General features: G+C 61.1%; 17 protein-coding genes. 9 read left to right on the top strand and 8 right to left on the bottom strand.

What is annotated here, in order from left to right:
• Nucleotides 1-175: 175 nt before the first annotated feature.
• On the bottom strand, nucleotides 176-358 hold the full coding sequence (locus tag KO492_RS04585) for a zinc-finger domain-containing protein (RefSeq protein ID WP_066608716.1): 183 nt from the start codon (nucleotides 356-358) through the stop codon (nucleotides 176-178).
• A 194-nt stretch (nucleotides 359-552) separates the two neighbouring features.
• Here KO492_RS04585 and KO492_RS04590 point away from each other — a divergent pair, with 194 nt between their 5' ends.
• Nucleotides 553-1,485 (top strand): ABC transporter ATP-binding protein, encoded by a 933-nt coding sequence (locus KO492_RS04590; protein WP_216043871.1) that lies wholly within the window; start codon nucleotides 553-555, stop codon nucleotides 1,483-1,485.
• Between the two features lie 91 nt (nucleotides 1,486-1,576).
• Here the strand turns inward: KO492_RS04590 and KO492_RS04595 are convergent, their stop codons facing one another.
• Together KO492_RS04595 and KO492_RS04600 are read right to left on the bottom strand one after the other, a co-directional pair.
• The gene (locus KO492_RS04595) at nucleotides 1,577-1,954 is read right to left on the bottom strand and encodes an HIT domain-containing protein (protein ID WP_216043872.1); all 378 of its coding nucleotides are present in this window, start codon (nucleotides 1,952-1,954) and stop codon (nucleotides 1,577-1,579) included.
• 11 nt (nucleotides 1,955-1,965) lie between these two features.
• Complete coding sequence (locus KO492_RS04600) at nucleotides 1,966-3,543, bottom strand: DUF5928 domain-containing protein (protein ID WP_216043873.1); 1,578 nt, start codon at nucleotides 3,541-3,543, stop codon at nucleotides 1,966-1,968.
• A gap of 133 nt (nucleotides 3,544-3,676) precedes the next feature.
• Here KO492_RS04600 and KO492_RS04605 point away from each other — a divergent pair, with 133 nt between their 5' ends.
• Nucleotides 3,677-4,495, top strand: a complete 819-nt coding sequence (locus tag KO492_RS04605) for a sulfotransferase family protein (RefSeq protein ID WP_216043874.1) — start codon at nucleotides 3,677-3,679, stop codon at nucleotides 4,493-4,495.
• Between the two features lie 111 nt (nucleotides 4,496-4,606).
• Here KO492_RS04605 and KO492_RS04610 read toward each other — a convergent pair whose 3' ends face one another.
• Entirely contained in the window at nucleotides 4,607-4,951 is a 345-nt protein-coding gene (locus KO492_RS04610) for a hypothetical protein (protein WP_066601885.1), read from the bottom strand.
• 508 nt (nucleotides 4,952-5,459) lie between these two features.
• Here KO492_RS04610 and KO492_RS04615 point away from each other — a divergent pair.
• Nucleotides 5,460-6,380 carry a cation diffusion facilitator family transporter gene (locus KO492_RS04615; RefSeq protein WP_216043875.1) on the top strand — a complete coding sequence of 307 codons (921 nt, stop codon included), beginning with the start codon at nucleotides 5,460-5,462 and terminating at the stop codon, nucleotides 6,378-6,380.
• 15 nt (nucleotides 6,381-6,395) lie between these two features.
• Here KO492_RS04615 and KO492_RS04620 read toward each other — a convergent pair whose 3' ends face one another.
• Nucleotides 6,396-7,160, bottom strand: a complete 765-nt coding sequence (locus KO492_RS04620) for a hydroxypyruvate isomerase family protein (RefSeq protein WP_216043876.1) — start codon at nucleotides 7,158-7,160, stop codon at nucleotides 6,396-6,398.
• 45 nt (nucleotides 7,161-7,205) lie between these two features.
• On the bottom strand, nucleotides 7,206-7,769 hold the full coding sequence (locus KO492_RS04625) for a DUF1285 domain-containing protein (RefSeq protein WP_252735295.1): 564 nt from the start codon (nucleotides 7,767-7,769) through the stop codon (nucleotides 7,206-7,208).
• 89 nt (nucleotides 7,770-7,858) lie between these two features.
• Between KO492_RS04625 and KO492_RS04630 the strand changes: the two genes are divergently transcribed.
• The 4 genes from KO492_RS04630 to KO492_RS04645 are packed head-to-tail and all read left to right on the top strand — an operon-like array spanning nucleotide 7,859 to nucleotide 14,605.
• Nucleotides 7,859-8,863 carry an AAA family ATPase gene (locus KO492_RS04630; RefSeq protein WP_216043878.1) on the top strand — a complete coding sequence of 335 codons (1,005 nt, stop codon included), beginning with the start codon at nucleotides 7,859-7,861 and terminating at the stop codon, nucleotides 8,861-8,863.
• Between the two features lie 23 nt (nucleotides 8,864-8,886).
• On the top strand, nucleotides 8,887-9,777 hold the full coding sequence (locus tag KO492_RS04635; protein ID WP_436835695.1) for a DUF58 domain-containing protein: 891 nt from the start codon (nucleotides 8,887-8,889) through the stop codon (nucleotides 9,775-9,777).
• Nucleotides 9,777-12,545, top strand: a complete 2,769-nt coding sequence (locus tag KO492_RS04640; RefSeq protein ID WP_216043879.1) for a DUF4159 domain-containing protein — start codon at nucleotides 9,777-9,779, stop codon at nucleotides 12,543-12,545. The genes KO492_RS04635 and KO492_RS04640 overlap by 1 nt, the downstream gene beginning before the upstream one ends.
• Nucleotides 12,542-14,605, top strand: a complete 2,064-nt coding sequence (locus tag KO492_RS04645) for a hypothetical protein (protein ID WP_216043880.1) — start codon at nucleotides 12,542-12,544, stop codon at nucleotides 14,603-14,605. Before KO492_RS04640 ends, KO492_RS04645 begins: the two co-directional genes overlap by 4 nt.
• Before the next feature lie 260 nt (nucleotides 14,606-14,865).
• Here the strand turns inward: KO492_RS04645 and KO492_RS04650 are convergent, their stop codons facing one another.
• The gene (locus tag KO492_RS04650; protein WP_216043881.1) at nucleotides 14,866-15,894 is read right to left on the bottom strand and encodes a fatty acid desaturase; all 1,029 of its coding nucleotides are present in this window, start codon (nucleotides 15,892-15,894) and stop codon (nucleotides 14,866-14,868) included.
• 269 nt (nucleotides 15,895-16,163) lie between these two features.
• Nucleotides 16,164-16,859: a DUF599 domain-containing protein gene (locus KO492_RS04655; RefSeq protein WP_216043882.1), complete on the bottom strand. Its 696-nt coding sequence runs from the start codon at nucleotides 16,857-16,859 to the stop codon at nucleotides 16,164-16,166.
• Between the two features lie 82 nt (nucleotides 16,860-16,941).
• On the opposite strand from KO492_RS04655, the gene KO492_RS04660 reads away from it, so the two are divergent.
• Nucleotides 16,942-18,378, top strand: coding sequence for an FAD-linked oxidase C-terminal domain-containing protein (locus KO492_RS04660; protein WP_216043883.1), 1,437 nt, complete (start codon nucleotides 16,942-16,944; stop codon nucleotides 18,376-18,378).
• Complete coding sequence (locus KO492_RS04665; protein WP_216043884.1) at nucleotides 18,375-19,493, top strand: FAD-binding protein; 1,119 nt, start codon at nucleotides 18,375-18,377, stop codon at nucleotides 19,491-19,493. The genes KO492_RS04660 and KO492_RS04665 overlap by 4 nt, the downstream gene beginning before the upstream one ends.
• Nucleotides 19,494-19,502 lie beyond the last annotated feature (9 nt).

Genomic DNA, 19,502 nt, shown 5'->3' on the forward strand with positions numbered 1-19,502 from the left:
CTTTCCCTGTGCTCAAAAGTTGCGCCTTGATAACACGGAATGACGCGACATCTGCAAGCCGGTATTGCGCAAGACCCGCACGGGCAGATCGGGTCAGGCCATAAAACGTGTCACAAAGGGCAGTGAAGAGGCCGCCCCCGCCTGTGCAGGAGCTTGCGCGGCAGGCCCGTGCGCCTCAGGCGTCCTGCAGCTTGCTGCTTTCGTGGACGAATTTCTTGTCGCAATAGGGGCATTCCACATAGCCGGTGTCATGCGGGATCACGAGCCAGACACGCGGGTGGCCAAGCGCACCCTCGCCGCCATCGCAAGCCACTTTCCATTTGGAGACCACTTCCGTTTCCGGCGCTTCAATCGTCATGTCGTGTCCTTTTCGCTGTCTGGCGTCAGCCGCATGAGGGGGCTGTGCGGGTCTGTGCAAAGGGCTTGGCGGTTGGTGCGGTTGCCGCAGCCATACAGACCGCCTAAGTCAGGGGCATATGATAGCGATCCGTGCGGCACGGACAAGAGGCAACCGCCCGCAGAACTGACGTGCGGACAGAAGGAGCGAGACCGATGAGCAACGCACTTGAGATCGAAGCCCTGCGCAAGACCTATGCAGGCGGGGCCGGACAGCCCCCGAAAGAGGCGCTCAAAGGTGTCGATCTGGCGATTCCGCAGGGGTCGATCTTCGGCCTTCTGGGACCGAATGGCGCAGGCAAATCCACCTTGATCAACATTCTTGCGGGGCTGGTCATCAAAACCTCCGGCAAGGTGCGGATCTGGGGATTCGATCAGGACGTGAACCCGCGCCAATCCCGCGCCGCCATCGGGGTCATGCCGCAGGAGCTGAACCTCGATCCCTTCTTTACCCCGCGCGGCGCGCTGGAAGTGCAAGCGGGCCTCTACGGCGTGCCGAAACGCGACCGGCGCACCGACGAAATCCTTGAGCTCATCGGACTGTCCGACAAGGCCGACGCCTATGCGCGCACACTGTCGGGCGGGATGCGGCGGCGGCTTTTGCTGGGTAAGGCGCTGGTGCACAATCCGCAAATCCTCGTTCTGGACGAACCGACCGCAGGCGTCGATATCGAGCTGCGCCAGATGCTCTGGACCAATGTTCGAAAACTCAACGAGGAGCGCGGCATGACCATCATCCTCACCACGCATTACCTCGAAGAAGCGCAGGAAATGTGCGACGAGATCGCCATCATCAATCACGGCGAATTGATCAAACAGGACACGACCAAGAATCTCTTGGGGCTGATGGATGCCAAGACGCTGGTGATCGAACCCGAAGGCGGCGCGCCGGAGAGTTTCGCTCTGCCCGAAGGTGTCAAAATGGGCCGCCGCCGCGACGGGGCGCTGGTCTTCGATTTCTCGCGCGGGCAAGCCTCGGTCGGGGCCATTCTGGATGCGGTCAAAGACGCTGGTATCACCATCGGAGACGTGCGCACGATGGAGCCGGATCTGGAAGATGTCTTTGTCGAACTGACTTCGGGAAAATGACCCACGCGCGGGTGCGGGCTTTCTGATGGTCTAAATACTCAATAAAAACCCCGCCTCAAAGCGGGGTTTTGTCAATTACGGATATGTTTTCTCACTTGCAGGTCAGCGGCCCGCAGGGCTCTCCGCCCAGAAGATGCACATGGAAATGCGGCACTTCCTGATGGGAATCCGCGCCGGAATTGGTGATCAGGCGAAAACCCTGTCCCCCCGCAGATTCCGCCACGCCCAGCTGTTCCGCGACCTTGGCGACAGAGCGGAAAAAGTCGAGCTGTTCGACGTCAGAGGCGGCTTGCACGAAATGGTCGTAACAGCGGTAAGGCCCTTTCGGGATCACCAGAATATGTACCTTTTTCTGCGGCGTGATGTCGGGGAAGGCCAGCGTGTGCTCGCTCTCGAACACCGGCGTCGAGGGGATCTCGCCGCGCAGGATTTTGGCAAAGACGTTCTGGTCATCATAGGCGTAGGGCATGGGGGCCTCCCTCAGTCGGAAAACAGGTAATGCATCGAGACAATCTCGCGCGCTTTATCTTCGGGGATGCCGAGGAAACGTGCAAGGGGCCGCGCATTTTCCTCCGGCGTGTTGCTTTGTGAAATCCGATTGTAATTCTCGAACTCGGCGTCGCGGATACGGTCGCTCTCATCGGTCATATCCGAGCGGATGGTCGGTAAAAGCCGCTCGATCGCCTCCTCCGGTGTCTGGTCTCCGGCCAGCCCCGTGCGCTTGGCATGTCCGGCGAGATAGTCGTCGGTGAATTCGCACTCGATTTCCAGCAGCCGCGAACTGGAGCGGTCGGCGTAGAAATCCTGAATCAGGTCGATGCCTGTAGGGTCGAGACAGATGACCATGCGATTCGTGTCTAAATAGTCGAACAGCATCCGCACCCATGCGCGTCTGTGCCGCGTCCGTTTTTCAAGGCTTTTCTCGATCCCGCCGAGGTCGGGCAGGGCGCTGCCTTCCTCGTTAAACAGGTATTCGAGACAGGGAATATCGGTCTTGGTTTTGATCTCGGCCACAAGCCGTTTGGCGACGTGCCATTTCTTGCACACGATGATCAGAAGCTCGCGGTTGCGGCCAAGGGAGCTTTCGGTCTCCCAGAACCGCTGTGCAAACCGCCGCCCGTTCCGGCCCCGATTGGTGAGGAACTGGAACAGCGAGCGCCCTTCGTTCGAGATCTGGAACTTGACGCCGGTGGCGGCATAGAGATCACCGAGGCGTTTTTTCAGTTCCTTGGCCTCGGGGGAGATTTTGCGGGCAAAGAGATAGTCCTGCGACAGGAGCAGGTCGTAGTGGTCGTTATAGAACACCACGGGCATGCCGTAATCGGTGAACATCAGGAAGGTCTGCGTGCGGGTGCGGATTTCCTTTTCGGGCACCAGATGGCGCACGACGGTCTGGAAAAACGTCTCGTCGGGAATCCATGTGGTGCGGAAGAATCGCATCACATCCTTGCGCTGGCGGGTGAAGTCGAGAATCCATTCGATGGTCCGCCTGCGCAGGCACCACCATTGCGACCCGATCATGATTTGCAGGTCTTCGGGAATTTCGCGCCGCAACCCGAGGCGTTGTTGCAGTTTCAGGCTTTCATAGAACAGCCACTTGTTGTTGCGTTCGTTGAACCAGTGCCGGTAGATCAGCCGCTCTTCCTTGATGCCGGTCTTGATCCAGTCGCTCTCGAAGAAGTCGAAGCTTTCGATAAAGTCCACATCCTCGCGGTCGAGGTAATCATGCATGTATTCGGCGGTCTTGATCGACATACAATCGCCGGAGAGCATGTAAAAATGCGTCGCGCGCGGGAAATCCCGCTCTGCGGCCTCAATGGCGTAAAGCGTGGCCTGCACAAGGCTCCACTCGCCCCAGCCGCATTTGATGCGCTTGGTGGCAAAGGTGACATTGGGGTTGTTTTCGAGCCCCTTCCGGATCGCCTCGAAGGTCTCTTTGCCGCCGCTGGCATCGAAGTGGATCGAGATATAATCCCCCGCACGGGTGAGGCGGCGGGCCTGATCAATGATCGCCTCGGGGTCTTTATGGCACAACAAGATAAAGGCAATTCGCGCCATATTGGAAACCGTAACCTGTTTTTTGCTTCATTGTCCGCTTACAAGCGTAACCAATCATTGAATAATCAAGGGGAATTTGCTTTTAAAGCAAAAAGGGTCACTTTGCATGTGACAAAGAGGAGTAGTGGTAATTATGGGCTTTCCCGGAACCTGGATGACTGAAAGCGAGAGTGTTGTTTATCGCGTCGTCCCCAAATGTGCCTGTTCGACGATCGGGCAGATCATGTTCTATTCGGATCACGGCGAGTTTTTCGACGGTGACATTCATGACAGCAAGGATCGCATGCACAAATGGGCGCAGGAGGAAAGCCAACCCCTGATCGAAGCCAATGTGCAGGCGCATAAAAGCTATGCTTTCACCTGTGTGCGCAATCCCTACACCCGTGTTTTGTCGAGCTTTTTTGACAAAATTTGCGGCATCCAGCGCAATGGCCGCCGCTATCGTGGCAATCTTGTTCCGCAGCTGATCCAGAAATACGGGATTGAAGTGGGCGGGCCTGATGGCAAGCAGGAGTTCGACCAGATCGCGAGTTTCCGCCGGTTCCTTTTGTTCGTGCGCGACACCATCCGCTGGCGCCGCCCGATGGACCCCGACATCCACTGGTCGGCCATGTCCGGCCATGTCTCCACCTTCATTGTGAATGGCGGGAGATATGACAAGATTTTCTTTACGGAGAAATTCAACGAGGGGATGCAGGACGTGCTCGACCATATCGACGCGCCGCACAAGGTTGATCTGAGCGCGATTCCGCGGTTCAACGAATCCGAGGGGCACGGGCCGAAGCGGCTGCATCCGGTCGAGGACTATTTCGACGACCTCTCGATGCATTTGATGTGGGAAATCTACAAGCGCGATTTCCAGCTCTTCAAATACGACTTTGAAAATCCGGGCAACAAGATGCCTTTGGGCGAGGTTGATCTCGACGAGGTTCACGCCAAACTGGGCGACTGACCTTTTTCACTTACCAGAAAACACAAAAATGCCGCCGGGAGGGGACTCCGGCGGCATTTCTGATTTCCATCCGCCCTGAGCGCCTTGGCTCAGAGCGGACGGGACCACCTGTTATTGGTAGTTGTTGATGCTTTTGTCGGCGAGGGTTGCGCCGTTGGAGCCGACGAGGACGAACTCAAGGTTGGATTGAGCAGCGCCTGCGTCGAGGCTCACTTTCACATCGGTGTTCGCGCCGGCGTTGACGTCGGTCGAGCCGAGCAGAGCCACACGTTCGCCACCATGGACGGAGTAAACTTCCAGAGTTGCCGGAGCTTCGGCCCGCACGAGCTCAACATTGGCGACGGTTTTGGTGGAGGACTGGTTGCCCGGGATGATGTAGTTGGGGCCTGCAACAGCGGCAGTGCCTGCAACAGCAACGATAGCGGCGGCGGTCAGTGTTTTGAGGGAGAATGTCATGGTTGTGGTCCTTTTCATTTCATTTCTAGTTGTGGGGGACGCTGTCTGTTCGTTTTTGCGTCTCTCGATGGAATAATATTTAGGCTTGTGTCATGCTTGTGTAAAGTCGAACAAATTTACCATTTTTATCCAGATCAATGTGCATATATGCAGATCACATTTCGGCGATTGTCGCGGGATTTTTTGTGATTCCGTGAAACATTGTGCGAATTCGCCTTATTTGGAGCAAATAACTGTGCTTTTTCTAATTGTGTGCATATGCGCACCAAATATTGCGGATTTTTGGGATATTTTAACACTTTGATTTATTTCTGTGCGCAGGCGCTCGAAACGCGCTTAAAAACCATACAGAACATAGGCGGGTTCGCCCGCAACAGGGCGCGAAGGGGCGCATCAATGCCATCCGAACGCAGGCCCGCCAGACAGAGTTTCAGGCCAAGCCGCCCATTATACGCGGCTGCGTCAATTTTCCGCTGGTGCTCTGATATGCGAGGCGCATTATGGGATTATGGCTCATGATCATCACCCCCACCATCACCACCATATTGACCCCGAAGCCGGAGATGCCCGCGTCGCCGGAGCCATTGCGGTCAACCTTTTCCTGACGATCGCGCAGATTGTCGGCGGCGTGATCTCCGGCTCTATGGCGCTGATCGCGGATGCAATTCACAACCTGTCGGACGCGCTCTCACTGGTCATCGCCTTCGGGGCGCGCAAGATCGCCCGAAAGCCGCGTGACGGGGGGATGACCTTTGGCTATGGCCGCGCCGAAGTGGTTGCGGCGATGGTCAACTACACCACGTTGATCGTGATCTCCGTCTATCTCTTCGCCGAAGGCGTGTCCCGCCTGTTCAATCCGCCCGAGATCGCGGGCTGGACTGTGGTGATTATCGCAGTCATTGCCCTGAGTGTTGATCTGGTAACGGCGCTCCTGACCTACACCCTGTCAAAAGACAGCCTGAACATCCGCGCGGCTTTCCTGCATAACCTTGCGGATGCGGGCACGTCGGTGGCGGTGATCTTTGGCGGGGTGGTCATTCTCTTGTGGGACTGGCGCCTGATCGACCCGCTGCTGACCATTGCGATCTCGCTCTATATCCTTTGGCAGGCGTTGCGCGAATTGCGCCCTGTGATCCGCATCCTGATGCTGGGCGCGCCGGAGGGGACCAAGGCCGGAGATATTGCCGCAGCACTTGAAGGGATCGAGGGAGTCGAAAATGTGCATCACATCCACCTGTGGCAAATCGACGAGCATCGCAACTCGGTCGAGGCCCATGTGGTGATTTCCGGTGAGGCGGCCCCTGTGTTGGTGGAGGTGAAAGCCCTGCTGCGCGACCGTTTCGCCATCGCTCATTCCACCCTTGAGGTCGAAGCACCGGGGGCTGGATGTGCGGGGGATGCTGATCCGGCGATGCTCGCTGGTGAATAGTGGCTTCAGGGCAGTCTAACGACCGCGAAAATCGTTGAACCAGTCCAGCCCGTCTTTCGTGCGCGCCTTCGGCATGTATTCCGCCGAGATCCAGCCTGTATAGCCGCTCTCGTCTACGCGGCGGAAGAATTCCGGATAATCAATAAGACCCTGCACCGGCTCATGGCGCTCCGGCGCACCTGCGATCTGGATGTGTCGCACATAGGGGGCATAGCGCGTCCAAGCGGCCAGAGCGTCGCCGGTGATGATCTGGGCATGATAGGCGTCGAATTGCAGCCCCAGATTCGGCGCATCCACCGAGTCGAGCACCTCGACGGCCAGATCGAAATCATCAAGGAAATAGTCCGGCATGTCCTGTCCGTTGATCGGCTCGATGGTGAGGCTCATCTCGGGCGCTTCTTTCGCGGCCCATGCCAGATTGCGCGTGTAGGTCTCGTGTGCGGCTTCGCCCTTGGCCTTTCCCGCCATGATATGCATGTGCTGCGCGCCCAGAAACTGCGCATAGCGCAGCGCCCGTTTGAAGTCGCGCCGGAATCGCTCCTCAAGCTCCGGCACAGCGGCAAAGCCGCGCTGCCCGCCGGTGTAATTCGGGGGCGGCACATTGATGAGCACCATGTCGAGCCCCAGATCCGCCATGCGCTGCGCCACCTCGGAGGCGGGTTCGTCATAGGGGAACAGCACTTCCACAGCCGTAAAACCGCAGGCTTTCGCCTCCGCAAACCGCTCAAGGAGCGGATATTCTTTGAACAGAAAGGACAGGTTCGCGGCAAATCTGGGCATGATGTCCTTTCGCAAATCCGTGGCTCGGATGGTCTTGTCGGGATGTTAGGCGAGGTCCGCCGCCTTGGCAATTTCGAAGAACACCCCCGCAGACCAGACGCCGAACAGCGCCTCTCCGTCGATCTCTTCGGTCACCGCGTGATCGACGAGGCGGAAAAAGCTCTTGCGGTCTATAAGTGCCTCAAGCCCCGCCCGCACCTCGACATAGGGGGCAGGTTCGCCGTCGCGGGTCTCGACGCGAATCGGGTGCTCTGCATCGGCGGTCACCTGATCGCCTACGGAGGTGTGGAAGGTCAGCCGCTGGTCCTTGCCTTCGCCTTCAATGTCGAAATCCACCGCCAGAAACGGCGCATCATCCACGGTGATGCCGACTTTCTCCACGGGGGTCACAAGGAAATACTTGTCGCCCTCGCGTTTGAGCACGGTCGAGAACAGCCGCACCAAGGGCGCACGGCCAATCGGCGTGCCCAGATAGAACCACGTCCCGTCCCGCGCAATGCGCATGTCGAGATCGCCGCAAAACGGTGGATTCCACTTGTCCACCGGCGGTAATCCGCGCCCTTTTGCGGCTTTCACGGCGCTGGCGATGCTTTCTGCAGAAACTGCCATGGAAAAATCTCCTTCTGACCCTTTTGTCATTTGTGCTTTGCATGCGACACGGGTCTAATAGTGCCATGGTTCGACCCGAGGAGTAAGACATGACCGACACCGACCTCGCAACCGAGATCGAAATGCTGGGCGCCAAACTTGGCGAAGCGAAAGCCTCCATCACCCGCCGCTTTGTCGGTCAGGAGGCTGTGGTCGATCTGGTTCTGTCCTCCATGCTCTGCGGAGGACATGCGCTTTTGCTGGGCCTTCCGGGGCTGGGCAAGACGCGGCTGGTCGACACGCTGTCCACCGTGATGGGTCTCAATGGCGCGCGGGTGCAGTTCACGCCCGATCTGATGCCCGCCGATATTCTGGGCTCCGAAGTGCTGGAAACCGCCACGGACGGATCGCGGGCCTTCCGCTTTATCAAGGGGCCGGTGTTTTGCCAGTTGCTTCTGGCCGATGAAATCAACCGCGCCAGCCCGCGCACCCAGTCCGCGCTCTTGCAGGCGATGCAGGAGAAAACCGTCACCATCGCAGGCCAGCCGCATGAGTTGGACGCACCGTTTCATGTTCTGGCGACGCAGAACCCGTTGGAGCAGGAGGGCACCTATCCGTTGCCCGAGGCCCAGCTTGACCGCTTTCTGATGCAGGTCGATGTGGACTATCCCGACCGCGACACGGAGCGCGACATTCTTCTGGCCACCACAGGGGCGCAGGAGGACGAGGCGCATCAGGTGTTCACCGCCGAAGAACTGATCCATGCCCAGAAATTGTTGCGCAAGATGCCCGTAGGCGAGCAGGTGGTGGAGATGATTCTCGACCTCGTGCGGGCCTGTCGTCCGCATGAACCCGAAGCTGGCGAGGCGGTGAATGCCGCTGTCGCATGGGGGCCGGGTCCGCGTGCGGCTCAGGCTTTGATGCTCACAACCCGCGCCCGTGCGCTTCTTGACGGGCGTCTTGCGCCCGGTCCCGAAGATGTGCTGGCGATGGCGCGTCCCGTTCTTATTCACCGCATGGCGCTGACATTTGCGGCACGGGCGCGTGGGGACGATCTTGGCGCGATCATTGCCGATGTGGCCGAAACCTCCCTGAAAGTCCGGTCTGCCGCGTGACCCAACCCCGCTCCACCTCCGGCCTGAATACTGGCCCGAATACTCGTCCGAACACCGGCCTGCGCGCCCGCGCCGAAACGCTCAGTTCCCCCTTGCCGCCGTTGCAGGCACGGGCGGAGCAGTTGGCGCGTACGCTTTTGATGGGCGGGCACGGGCGGCGGCAATCGGGCATGGGCGATGAATTCTGGCAATACCGCCCCGCGCAGGCGGGTGATCCGGGCCGTGCTATCGACTGGCGCCGGTCGGGACGGTCCGACGGGCATTTCGTGCGCGAAAAGGAATGGCAGGCGGCGCAATCCGTGCATCTCTGGGTCGATCTGTCGGCCTCGATGGGCTTTGCCTCGGACACGGCCCTGCCGCAGAAATCAGGCCGCGCGGCCTTGCTCGCTATGGCGCTGTCGATTCTGTTGATGAAAGGCGGGGAGCGCGTGGCGCTGGCCTCTTTGGGCACGCCGCCGCGTATCGGGGCCTTGCAACTCCGGCGCATTGCCGAAGGCCTGTCGCAAACGGCGAGCGAGGATTATGGCGCACCGGATGCCGCGCTGTTCCTGCCACATGCCCGCGCGGTCTTCCTCTCCGATTTTCTCGGTCCCGTTGACGCAGTTGAACAGGCCGTTGCCGCCGCCTCTGATCGCGGCATCTCCGGTCTGCTCTACCAGATTCTCGATCCCGCCGAAGAGGCATTTCCCTATCGCGGGCGCACGGTGTTCACCTCCATGACCGGCGCGCTCCGGCATGAGACCCTGCGTGCCACCGATCTGAAAGCCCGCTATCTGGAGCGGCTGGCCGAACGCAAGGACCGGTTGCGCGAGATCGCCCGTCACGCGGGCTGGCGTTTTGCCACGCATCACACGGATCACAGCGAACTGTCCGCGCTGTTGTGGCTATACGAAGCCTTGGAGGGGCCGCGCTGATGTGGGTTCTGGGTCCGATCGGGTTTACCGCGCCTTGGGTGTTGCTGGGCTTTCTGGTCCTGCCGCTGCTCTGGCTCTTGCTGCGTGCCGTGCCGCCCGCACCGGTCAAGCGCCGCTTCCCCGGTGTCGCGCTGTTGCTGGGTCTCAAGGATGAAGAGGTCGAGGCGGATCGCACCCCGTGGTGGCTTTTGCTGTTGCGGATGCTGGCCGTGGCCGCGCTGGTCGTGGCCTTTGCGGGCCCTGTGCTCAACCCGCGTGTGGAGCGCGGCGGATCGACCGACCCGCTGCTGGTGCTGATGGACGCAAGCTGGGCCTCCGCACCGGATTGGTCCGTGCGTATGGGGCGGGTGTCGCAGGCGCTTGACGAGGCCGAAGCGGACGGGCGCGTGGTCTGTCTCCTGCCTGCCACGGCGCTTCCGGCGGAGGGCTGCGCCTTTCTTGCCCCTGCGGACTGGCGCTCGCGTCTGGCGGGGCTTTCGCCTGCGGGGTTTGCCCCTGACATGGACGCTTTGAGCGGTGTGGTCTCCGCCTTGCCGCAGGACGTGGAAACGCTCTGGATCTCCGATGGTCTGGCCCGCGAGGGCCGTGCGGAGGTTCTTGCGGATTTGCAGGGTTTGGGGCCGGTCTCCGTCTTTGAAACCGCGCGGCCCGTGATGGCGCTGGGCCCGTTGAGCCTGACCGAAGAGGGGGTGTCCGTGCCGGTTCTGCGTGCTGATGCCTCGGATGAGGCTTTGGTGACGCTTCTGGCGCATGGTCCCGATCCGGCCGGAGTGCCGCGTGTGCTGGACCGTCAGGATGTTGTGTTGCCTGCCGGTGCCGCCTCGGTGCCCGTCGTTTTTGACCTGCCGCCGGAACTGCGGGCCCGTGTGACACGGTTCGAGATCGAAGGCCTGCGCTCGGCAGGGGCGAAACGGCTCACCGATGACAGTCTCAAACGCCGCGAAGTCGGTCTCGTCGTGGTGCGCGAAGGCGGCGAGGGGCTTCAGCTTCTGTCGCAACTCCATTACCTGCGGGCGGCGCTGGCGGGCAAGGCGGATGTGCTCGAAGGGGCGCTGCCCGATCTGGTTCTGGCCAATCCCGATGTGATCATCCTCGCCGATGTGGCGCGGCTTTCCGGTGGCGAAGTGGCCGATCTTCTCGATTGGGTGAATGAGGGCGGGATGCTGCTGCGGTTTGCAGGGCCCAATCTCGCCGCCTCCGATGTGGCGCGGGAGGGGGATGATCCCCTGATGCCCGTGCGATTGCGCGCCGGCGGGCGCACATTGGGCGGTGCGATGAGTTGGGGCGAGCCGAAGCGCCTGCGCCCCTTTGCCGAGACCTCGCCTTTTTACGGTCTGCCCGTGCCCGAAGATGTCGAAATCTCCGCGCAGGTCATGGCACAGCCCGACCCCGACCTCGCCAGCCGCGTGATCGCCACGCTGGAAGACGGCACGCCCTTGGTCACGCGCAAGGCGGTGGGGCAGGGACAGGTGGTCCTGTTCCATGTCACGGCCAATGCCGAATGGTCCACCCTGCCATTGTCGGGGCTGTTTGTCTCCATGCTCGACCGTCTGGCGGTGACATCGCGTGCGGCGATTCTCGATGCGGAGGATCTTGTCGGGCAGAGTTTGCAGCCGTTGCGGGTGATGGACGGGTTCGGACGGTTTGAAGACGCTGGAAACCTTTTGCCTGTGGCGGGCGAAGAGTTTGTGTCGGCGCGGGCCTCAAACGCCACCCCGCCGGGCCTGTATCAGGGGCGCGACAGTCTGCGCGCGCTCAATGTGTTGGCCGAGGGAGAGGCGCTTTCGCCCATGCGCTGGCCCGCCGATGTGGTGGTCTCCGGTGTCGAGCGCCGTGGCGAGCGTGTTTTGACACCGTTGCTCTTGCTGGCGGCGCTGGCGATTCTGGCGGCCGATCTGATTGCCTCGCTCTGGTTGTCGGGGCGTCTGTTTGGCGCGCGGGTTCTGTCCTCTGTGCTGGCGGCTGTGTTTGCAACCACTCTGGCCACGCCTCAGGCCCGTGCGCAGGAGGTGCCGGACGATTTCGCGTTGCGGGCCGCGTCGGAACTGGTGCTGGCCTATGTCCGCACCGGCAATGCCGAGTTGGACCGGATGTCCGAAGCGGGGCTTGCGGGCATTTCCAATGTGTTGACCATGCGCACCTCGGTGGAGCCTGCCGCGCCCATAGGTGTGGATCTGGAGACCGACCCGCTGGGCTTTTTCCCCATGCTCTACTGGCCGGTGACTCCGGAGCAACCCATGCCTTCCGCCGCCGCCTATACCAAGCTCAACGCCTATCTGCGCACCGGCGGCGTGATCCTCTTTGACACGCGGGATGCCGATATTGCGGGCTTTGGCGCGGCCACGCCCAATGGCACCAAGCTGCAGTCCCTTGCCAGCCCGCTCGATATTCCCGCGCTTGAGCCGATCCCCGAAGATCACGTTCTCAACCGTGCCTTCTATCTCCTGCGGGAGTTTCCGGGCCGTCATGCCGAGGGCACGATCTGGGTCGAGGCCGCTCCGGAGGGCGAATTGGCCGACGGCATGCCGTTTCGCAACCTCAACGACAATGTCACCCCCGTGATCGTCGGCGGTGGCGACTGGGCCGCAGCTTGGGCGATGGATGACAGCGGCGCGCCGATGGTGCCCGTGGGGCGCGGATTTTCCGGCGAGCATCAGCGTGAACTGTCCTATCGCTTCGGCGTCAATCTGGTGATCTATGTGCTGACCGGCAATTACAAATCCGATCAGGTCCATGTTCCCGCACTTCTCGACAGGTTGGGCCAATGATCCGCGATATCGTCTTTTCCCCGCTCGTTCCGCTGCCGGTTCTTATCAGTCTGGCCGGTCTCGTCACCGCTCTGGTGATCTTCGCGGCATGGCGCGGCCTGTCGGGCTGGGCGCTGCGGGCTATGGCGGCGCTGGGCATTGTGGCTGCGCTGTCCGGACCGTCGCTCAAAGAAGAAACCCGCGAGCCGCTCTCGGACATTGTCTTCCTCGTCATCGACGAAAGCGCCTCCCAAGACCTCGCGGACCGCCCCGCACAGATCATGCAGGCCCGCGCTGCGCTGGAGGCACGGATCTCCGCCCTGCCCAATGTGGAACTGCGCGAGATCACCTTGGCGGATGCGCCGGACAATCAAGGCACGCTGTTGATGACCGCCCTGAGCGAAGCCATGGCCGACGAGCCGCGCGGGCGTCTGGCGGGGGCGGTCCTGCTCTCCGACGGACAGCTTCACGATGTTGATCTGGCCCCCGACTTCCCCGCGCCCGTGCATCTCATGCTGACCGGCACGCCGGAGGACTGGGACCGCCGCCTTGTGATCGAGAGCGCACCAAGCTTTGCCATCATGGGCGAGGAGGTGACGCTCAAACTCCGCGTCGAGGATCAGGGCGCGGCCCCCGAAGACGCGACCACCAGCCCGATCCTGATTTCAATCGACGGCGACGCGCCGATGCGGTTCACCATTCCGGTCGGGCGCTCTATTGACCTGCCGTTAATCCTGCCGCACGGGGGGATGAACGTGATCCAGTTCACTCTGCCCGAAGCCGAAGGCGAACTGACCACGCGCAACAACTCCGCGATGGTGCAGATCAACGGCGTGCGCGACCGCCTGCGTGTGCTTCTGGTCTCCGGCGAGCCGCATAATGGCGAGCGCACATGGCGCAACCTGCTGAAATCCGATCCAAGCGTCGATCTCGTGCATTTCACCATTTTGCGCCCGCCCTCGAAACAGGACGGCGTGCCGGTCACGGAACTTTCGCTTATTGCCTTCCCGACCCGTGAATTGTTCATGGAAAAGGTCGATGATTTCGACCTGATCATTTTCGACCGCTACAAGCTGCGCGGCATCCTGCCTGCCTCCTATCTCGACAATATCGCACGTTATGTCGAACAAGGCGGCGCGGTGCTGTTCGCCGCAGGGCCGGATTTCGCCTCCGCAGACAGTCTCTATCGCTCGCCTCTGGCGCGGATCATTCCGGCCACGCCCACAGGACGGGTGATCGAAGCCCCTTACCGCCCGCGTCTCACCGATCTGGGCGCGCGCCATCCGGTGACAGAGGGGCTGGGCGGCCTGCAATTTGCCGATGACGAACCCGCATGGGGGCGTTGGTTCCGGCAGGTGGAGCTTGAACCGGAAGAACAGGCGGAAACCGTGATGTCGGGGATCGACGGGCGGCCCTTGCTGGTGCTGGACCGCGTGGGCGAGGGGCGTGTCGCCGTGCTTGGCTCCGATCATGCGTGGCTCTGGACACGCGGTGTCGAGGGCGGCGGGCCGCAGCTTGAGCTGCTGCGCCGTTTAGCGCACTGGATGATGAAAGAGCCGGAACTGGAAGAAGAGGCGCTCACCGCCACCGCCGAGGGCAACACGCTCACCATCACACGGCGCAGCCTCACCGAGGGCGCGCGTTCCGTGACGGTCGAGGCGCCCGATGGCACCGTCACCGAAGTGCCGATGGAAGAGGTCGCCCCCGGTCGCCATATGGCCGAGGTCACGGGCGGGGAGATGGGGCTGTATCGCCTGTCCGAAGGGGATCAGACTGCGGTCATGGTGCTTGGCCCCTCCGCGCCGCGCGAATTCGAGGAAACCATTGCCACGGGGGACAAACTGTCGCCGGTGATCAAGGCGCGGTCCGGCGGTATCTTTACGCTCTCTGACGGTGTGCCGCGTCTGCGTCTGGTCGAGGAGGGACGCGTTGCGGCAGGGCGCGGCTGGTTCGGTATCACCCCGCGCGAGGCCTATGTGACCCAATCCACCCGCCTCACAGCCCTCTTGCCCGGCTGGCTCTGGCTGGTGCTGCTGGCGGGGCTCTCCGTGGCGGCGTGGCTGCGCGAAGGGCGGCGGTGAGGGGGTGTCGCCCGTCACCTGACGCTTGTTGCCGAACTCGCTCCGAACACTTTCAAATGACGCTCGCGCCACTCTTGCGCCACCGGTTTCACAGCACGCGAAAAGCGCCGGACATGCGGGGGCCGGTGTTGGTGTCGGCGCGGATGTTGGACGTGTGAATGTCTGGAAGGCCCCTTCGGACAGTGTCCTGCGGGTGCGGGCCTGTCGCGGGCCTTCCGCAATCAACCGATCTCTCAAGCCGATTGCGAAAGGCATTTGCGTCAGAGGGCTTTCGCTTGGGCGAAAGACACAAGGCGTCGGGAGTTTTCGTCCCACAGATGCAGCCGGACGCTGTGAAAGCTCTGGCGGATCGTCATGCGGTTGCTTTCGGCCAGTTCCTTGTGATCGCGCAACACTTCGGGCAGGCGATAGAACGGGATGCGGCTATACAGGTGGTGCACATGATGCACCCCGATATTGGCGCTCACCCATTGCAGCACCGGCGGCAGCACATAGTAGGAACTGCCCTTGAGCGCGGAGTCATGCAACTGCCAGTCTTCTTCGCTGTCCCAATGTGTCGTCTCGAACTGGTGCTGGACATAGAACAGCCAGACCCCCGCCGTGGCCGCCAGCAATGTGGTGGGCAGGAAGATCAGCAGCACAGGGGCCAGCCCGCCAAAATACCAAACCAGCGCCACCCACAGGACAAGGGCGATATTCGTGCCCATTGCGCTGATCCAGTATTTGACGCTGCCCATCAGGCCCAGAGGCAGTCTGTTTTGCAGGATGAACAGATAGCCCGGTCCCAGACAGAACAGCACAACAGGGTTGCGATACAGGCGGTAGAGCAATTTCTTGTGCGGCTTGAGGGCGCGGTATTCGGCCAGCGTCAGGGTCTGGATGTCACCCACGCCACGGCGTCCGAGGTTGCCCGCCGAACTGTGGTGGATGGAATGTGAGCGCCGCCACACGTCATAGGGCGTCAGGGTGAGAACCCCGATCGTGCGCCCGATCCAGTCACTCAGGGTCCGGTTGCGAAAGAGTGAACCGTGACCGCAGTCATGCTGGATGGCAAACAGGCGCAGCAGGAAGCCCGCGTTGAGCAGGGAAAGTGTGAAGGTCAGCCAGTAGCTGATCGACATGGACCACCATGCGAGGGCCCAGAGGATGAGGAATGGCCCCACGGTGACCGCAAGCTCGAAGGAGCTGCGGATCGGATCGGGATCACGGTATTTCGCGAGAACTCTGGCCCATTTTTTAGCGGAATGGGCTTCGCTGCGCTGACTTGCAGCTTCGATTTGATCAAACATCAGCTACTGTCATCTCTGGCGCCGGGTTTGTCAACGTAGAAACGGGGTGGAGCAGGGGATGATGTCGTTTTCCGTTGCGTCGTGAGCGAGGGGGCAGGGAAGGTGTTGCGCATGTGTGAGGTGGTTGGTCGCAGATAGGGCTACAGGCGCTTTGCCTGACAGGTATCCGACAAGAATCCGACGTTTTGCCGACAGGGGAAGTCGGGGCGCTCCGGTCCGGTTCGTGAGCCGGTCCGGCTGTGCGCTGGGTGTGGTTTGCTGGGGGGGGGTTAGACTTCGTCGCTGAGCAGGATTTCACGCGAGGTCGAGGCAAATTCCCGCCGCAGCATGATGAAGATCACCAAGGTGCCGCCAAGCAAAAGCCCCTCCGGTCCCAACAGCCACGACAGCGCGCCCAAAGCGAAATAAATCCCGCGAATTCCGGCATTAAAGGCGCGGGCCGCGGTGATGTTGAGTTCGCCGGCCTTGCGTGCACGGGGAAGCGCTTGGGGGTCGGATTCATCATTGCTGACAGAGGCCATCACCACGCCGCAATATCCGAAGAGACGGTTTGACCAGATGAATTTCAGGAAGGCGTTTGTGATAAAGAACAGCGCCAGAAGGATTTTCACCTCCCATATGATTGCAGGCGCATCCAGCGCCAGATCCCGCGCCACGCCGCTCAACCGCTCCGCATTGGAAATCGCCGCCAGCCCACCACCAATCGCGATCAGGCAGGCCGAAGCGAGAAAGGATGTGCCCTCCCGCAGTGTTGCAAGCACGGTGGCATCAAAGATGCGGGGTTTGCGGGTGATCATATGGACCATCCACTCGCGTCGGTAGTCAGCGACAAGCACGGAGGTTGAAATCCGCTTTTTCGGCGGATTCTCGATCACATAGCCCAGAATGCCCCACGCCGAGAGCAGGTAGATTACGGCGAGGCCGTCGAGCACGGTGAAATATCGAAGCTGATCAAAGAGTTCCATGTGTGCAGCATTACGCAAGAGCATCGCTCTTGTCACATCTAAAAATTGGTTATAAAACCTGACCAATAGGAGAGGAGCCCCCATGGATATGCCAGCCCCGAATTCGGGCATACAAGCCCGAAAGCCGGAGATTGCACGCCGTCTCCGTGCTGTGCTCCCGCCGGATGCGGTGATTGAAGCACAGGAAGAATTAAGAGCCTATGAATGCGACGCGCTGACGGCCTACCGCTGTCCGCCGCTTCTGGCCGTTTTGCCGGAGACGACAGAGCAGGTCGCGCAGATTATGGCCATCTGTCATGACATCGGTGTGCCTGTGGTGCCGCGTGGCGCGGGGACTTCTCTGGCGGGCGGGGCCTTGCCCACGGAGGATGCGGTGATTCTCGGCGTGGCGCGGCTGCGTGATGTTCTGGAGATCAACACGGACGACCGCTATATCCGCGTGCAAACAGGCATGACCAACCTTGCCGTGAGTGCGGCTGTCGAGGATGAGGGCTTTTTCTACGCTCCCGATCCGTCCAGCCAGCTGGCCTGCGCGATTGCGGGCAATATCGCGATGAATTCCGGCGGCGCGCATTGTCTCAAATACGGGGTGACGACGAATAACCTTCTGGGCGTGACGATGGTCATGGCCGATGGGGACATTGTCGAAATCGGTGGCGCGGAGATGGAGGCCGCCGGACTTGATATTCTGGGGTTGATCTGCGGGTCCGAAGGGCAGTTGGGGATCGTGACAGAGGCGACCCTGCGTATTCTGCCAAAACCCGAAGGGGCGCGGCCTGTGCTCTTGGGTTTTGACAGCAACGAAGTGGCAGGGGCCTGTGTGGCCGACATCATCCGTTCCGGTCTGATCCCCGTGGCAATCGAATTCATGGACCGCCCCATCATCCGCGCAACCGAAGAGTTTTCGGGCGCGGGCTATCCCGATTGCGAGGCGCTTTTGATTGTCGAAGTAGAAGGCTCCGCACATGAAATCGATGACCAGCTTGCCCGCATTGTCGAGATTGCGAAACGGCATGATCCGGTCACGATCCGCGAAAGCGAAAGCGCGGAAGAAAGCGCCCGCATCTGGCTTGGTCGCAAATCGGCCTTTGGTGCGATGGGGCAACGCGGTGACTATATCTGCCTCGACGGCACGATTCCGGTGGGCGAATTGCCCTCCGTGCTGACGCGTATCGCGGAAATGGGTGCGCAATACGGCCATATGGTTGGCAATGTGTTCCACGCAGGCGACGGGAATATGCACCCTTTGATCCTGTATAATGCCAATGAGCCGGGACAGCTGGAAAGCGCGGAACATCTTGGTGCGGAGATTTTGAAACTTTGCGTCGATGCTGGCGGCTGTCTGACAGGAGAGCATGGTGTCGGAGTCGAGAAACGCGAGTTGATGACGCATCAGTTCGCCCCTGTTGATCTGGAAGCGCAGATGGATGTCAAAGATGTGTTCGATCCGGCATGGCTTATGAACCCCGCAAAGGTCTTTCCGCTCGCGGTCAGCGCATCGCGGAGGGCGGCAGAATGAGTGTTTCGGCAGCAAAGGAAACAGGCGCACCGCAAAGCGAGGCGGAGCTGTGCGATGTGATCCGTGGGGGCGGGCCATTTGTGATCGAAGGCGGCGGCACGCGGCGTATCGGACTGGCGCAGGGAGAGGCGCTCTCGACACGGGCGCTGACAGGGGTGAGCCTTTATGAGCCGGGCGCGCTGACGCTTGTGGTCAAAGCGGGCACGCGCCTGTCGGAGATCGCGGCGCTGCTGGCGTCTGAAAACCAGCGGCTTGCGTTTGAAGTGCCGGATATGCGCGACTTGCTCGGGCGTGATGGTGAAAGCACCATCGGCGGTGTCGTGGCTGCGAATGCCTCGGGGCCGCGACGGGTGGCGCTCGGGGCCTGTCGCGATTTTTGCCTCGGTGTGCGCTATGTCGACGGGCGCGGGCAGGTGGTGAAGAACGGCGGGCGGGTGATGAAGAACGTCACCGGGCTGGATCTGGTGAAGCTGATGGCGGGGAGCCACGGGACGCTGGGTGTGATCACCGAAGTGAGCCTCAAGGTGCAGCCCTTGCCGGAGACGGTGGTGACGTTGAAAGTGCCGCAATGTGAGGCTTTGGACGCGGTCGGGATCATGTCCGACATTCTGGGTCAGCCCTTTGATCTGACGGGGACTGCGTGGTCGGGTTCAACTGTGTTCTTGCGTCTGGAAGGTATCGAAACCGCGCTCAAATACCGGATCGGCCGGATCAGGGCGCGTTTGGGTCGGGACGTGGAAGAGCTGTGGGGCGCGGCGCTCAGTGACCCGATCTGGCAGGCGCTTCGCGATGTGGAGCGGTTTCATGATCGTGCGGGGGATGTGTGGCAACTGTCCGTGAGGCCGTCTGATGCGGTGGCGCTGGTGGAGGCAATCTGTCCCGAAGATGTGATCTATGATTGGGGTGGCAACCGGCTTTGGCTGTTGACCGCAGAGGGCACGGATGTGCGGGCCAAGATGCACAGAGGGCATGCCACGCTGGTCCGCGCCAGTGATGGGACCAAAGCGCGGCTCGGCGTGTTCCACCCACAAAGCGCGGCGATTGAGCGGGTCAGTGCGGGGCTTCGGCACAAATTCGACCCTGAAGGCAAATTCAACCGTGGGATGATGGGCTGATGGAGGTTA

This window comes from Celeribacter halophilus, from assembly GCF_018860305.1.
GTDB lineage: Bacteria > Pseudomonadota > Alphaproteobacteria > Rhodobacterales > Rhodobacteraceae > Celeribacter > Celeribacter halophilus_A.

Bases quoted from the DNA above. Each gene is read 5' to 3' on its own strand.
- KO492_RS04585 (WP_066608716.1), bottom strand. From the start codon at position 358: ATGACGATTGAAGCGCCGGAAACGGAAGTGGTCTCCAAATGGAAAGTG.
- KO492_RS04590 (WP_216043871.1), top strand. From the start codon at position 553: ATGAGCAACGCACTTGAGATCGAAGCCCTGCGCAAGACCTATGCAGGC.
- KO492_RS04595 (WP_216043872.1), bottom strand. From the start codon at position 1,954: ATGCCCTACGCCTATGATGACCAGAACGTCTTTGCCAAAATCCTGCGC.
- KO492_RS04600 (WP_216043873.1), bottom strand. From the start codon at position 3,543: ATGGCGCGAATTGCCTTTATCTTGTTGTGCCATAAAGACCCCGAGGCG.
- KO492_RS04605 (WP_216043874.1), top strand. From the start codon at position 3,677: ATGGGCTTTCCCGGAACCTGGATGACTGAAAGCGAGAGTGTTGTTTAT.
- KO492_RS04610 (WP_066601885.1), bottom strand. From the start codon at position 4,951: ATGACATTCTCCCTCAAAACACTGACCGCCGCCGCTATCGTTGCTGTT.
- KO492_RS04615 (WP_216043875.1), top strand. From the start codon at position 5,460: ATGGCTCATGATCATCACCCCCACCATCACCACCATATTGACCCCGAA.
- KO492_RS04620 (WP_216043876.1), bottom strand. From the start codon at position 7,160: ATGCCCAGATTTGCCGCGAACCTGTCCTTTCTGTTCAAAGAATATCCG.
- KO492_RS04625 (WP_252735295.1), bottom strand. From the start codon at position 7,769: ATGGCAGTTTCTGCAGAAAGCATCGCCAGCGCCGTGAAAGCCGCAAAA.
- KO492_RS04630 (WP_216043878.1), top strand. From the start codon at position 7,859: ATGACCGACACCGACCTCGCAACCGAGATCGAAATGCTGGGCGCCAAA.
- KO492_RS04640 (WP_216043879.1), top strand. From the start codon at position 9,777: ATGTGGGTTCTGGGTCCGATCGGGTTTACCGCGCCTTGGGTGTTGCTG.
- KO492_RS04645 (WP_216043880.1), top strand. From the start codon at position 12,542: ATGATCCGCGATATCGTCTTTTCCCCGCTCGTTCCGCTGCCGGTTCTT.
- KO492_RS04650 (WP_216043881.1), bottom strand. From the start codon at position 15,894: ATGTTTGATCAAATCGAAGCTGCAAGTCAGCGCAGCGAAGCCCATTCC.
- KO492_RS04655 (WP_216043882.1), bottom strand. From the start codon at position 16,859: ATGGAACTCTTTGATCAGCTTCGATATTTCACCGTGCTCGACGGCCTC.
- KO492_RS04660 (WP_216043883.1), top strand. From the start codon at position 16,942: ATGGATATGCCAGCCCCGAATTCGGGCATACAAGCCCGAAAGCCGGAG.
- KO492_RS04665 (WP_216043884.1), top strand. From the start codon at position 18,375: ATGAGTGTTTCGGCAGCAAAGGAAACAGGCGCACCGCAAAGCGAGGCG.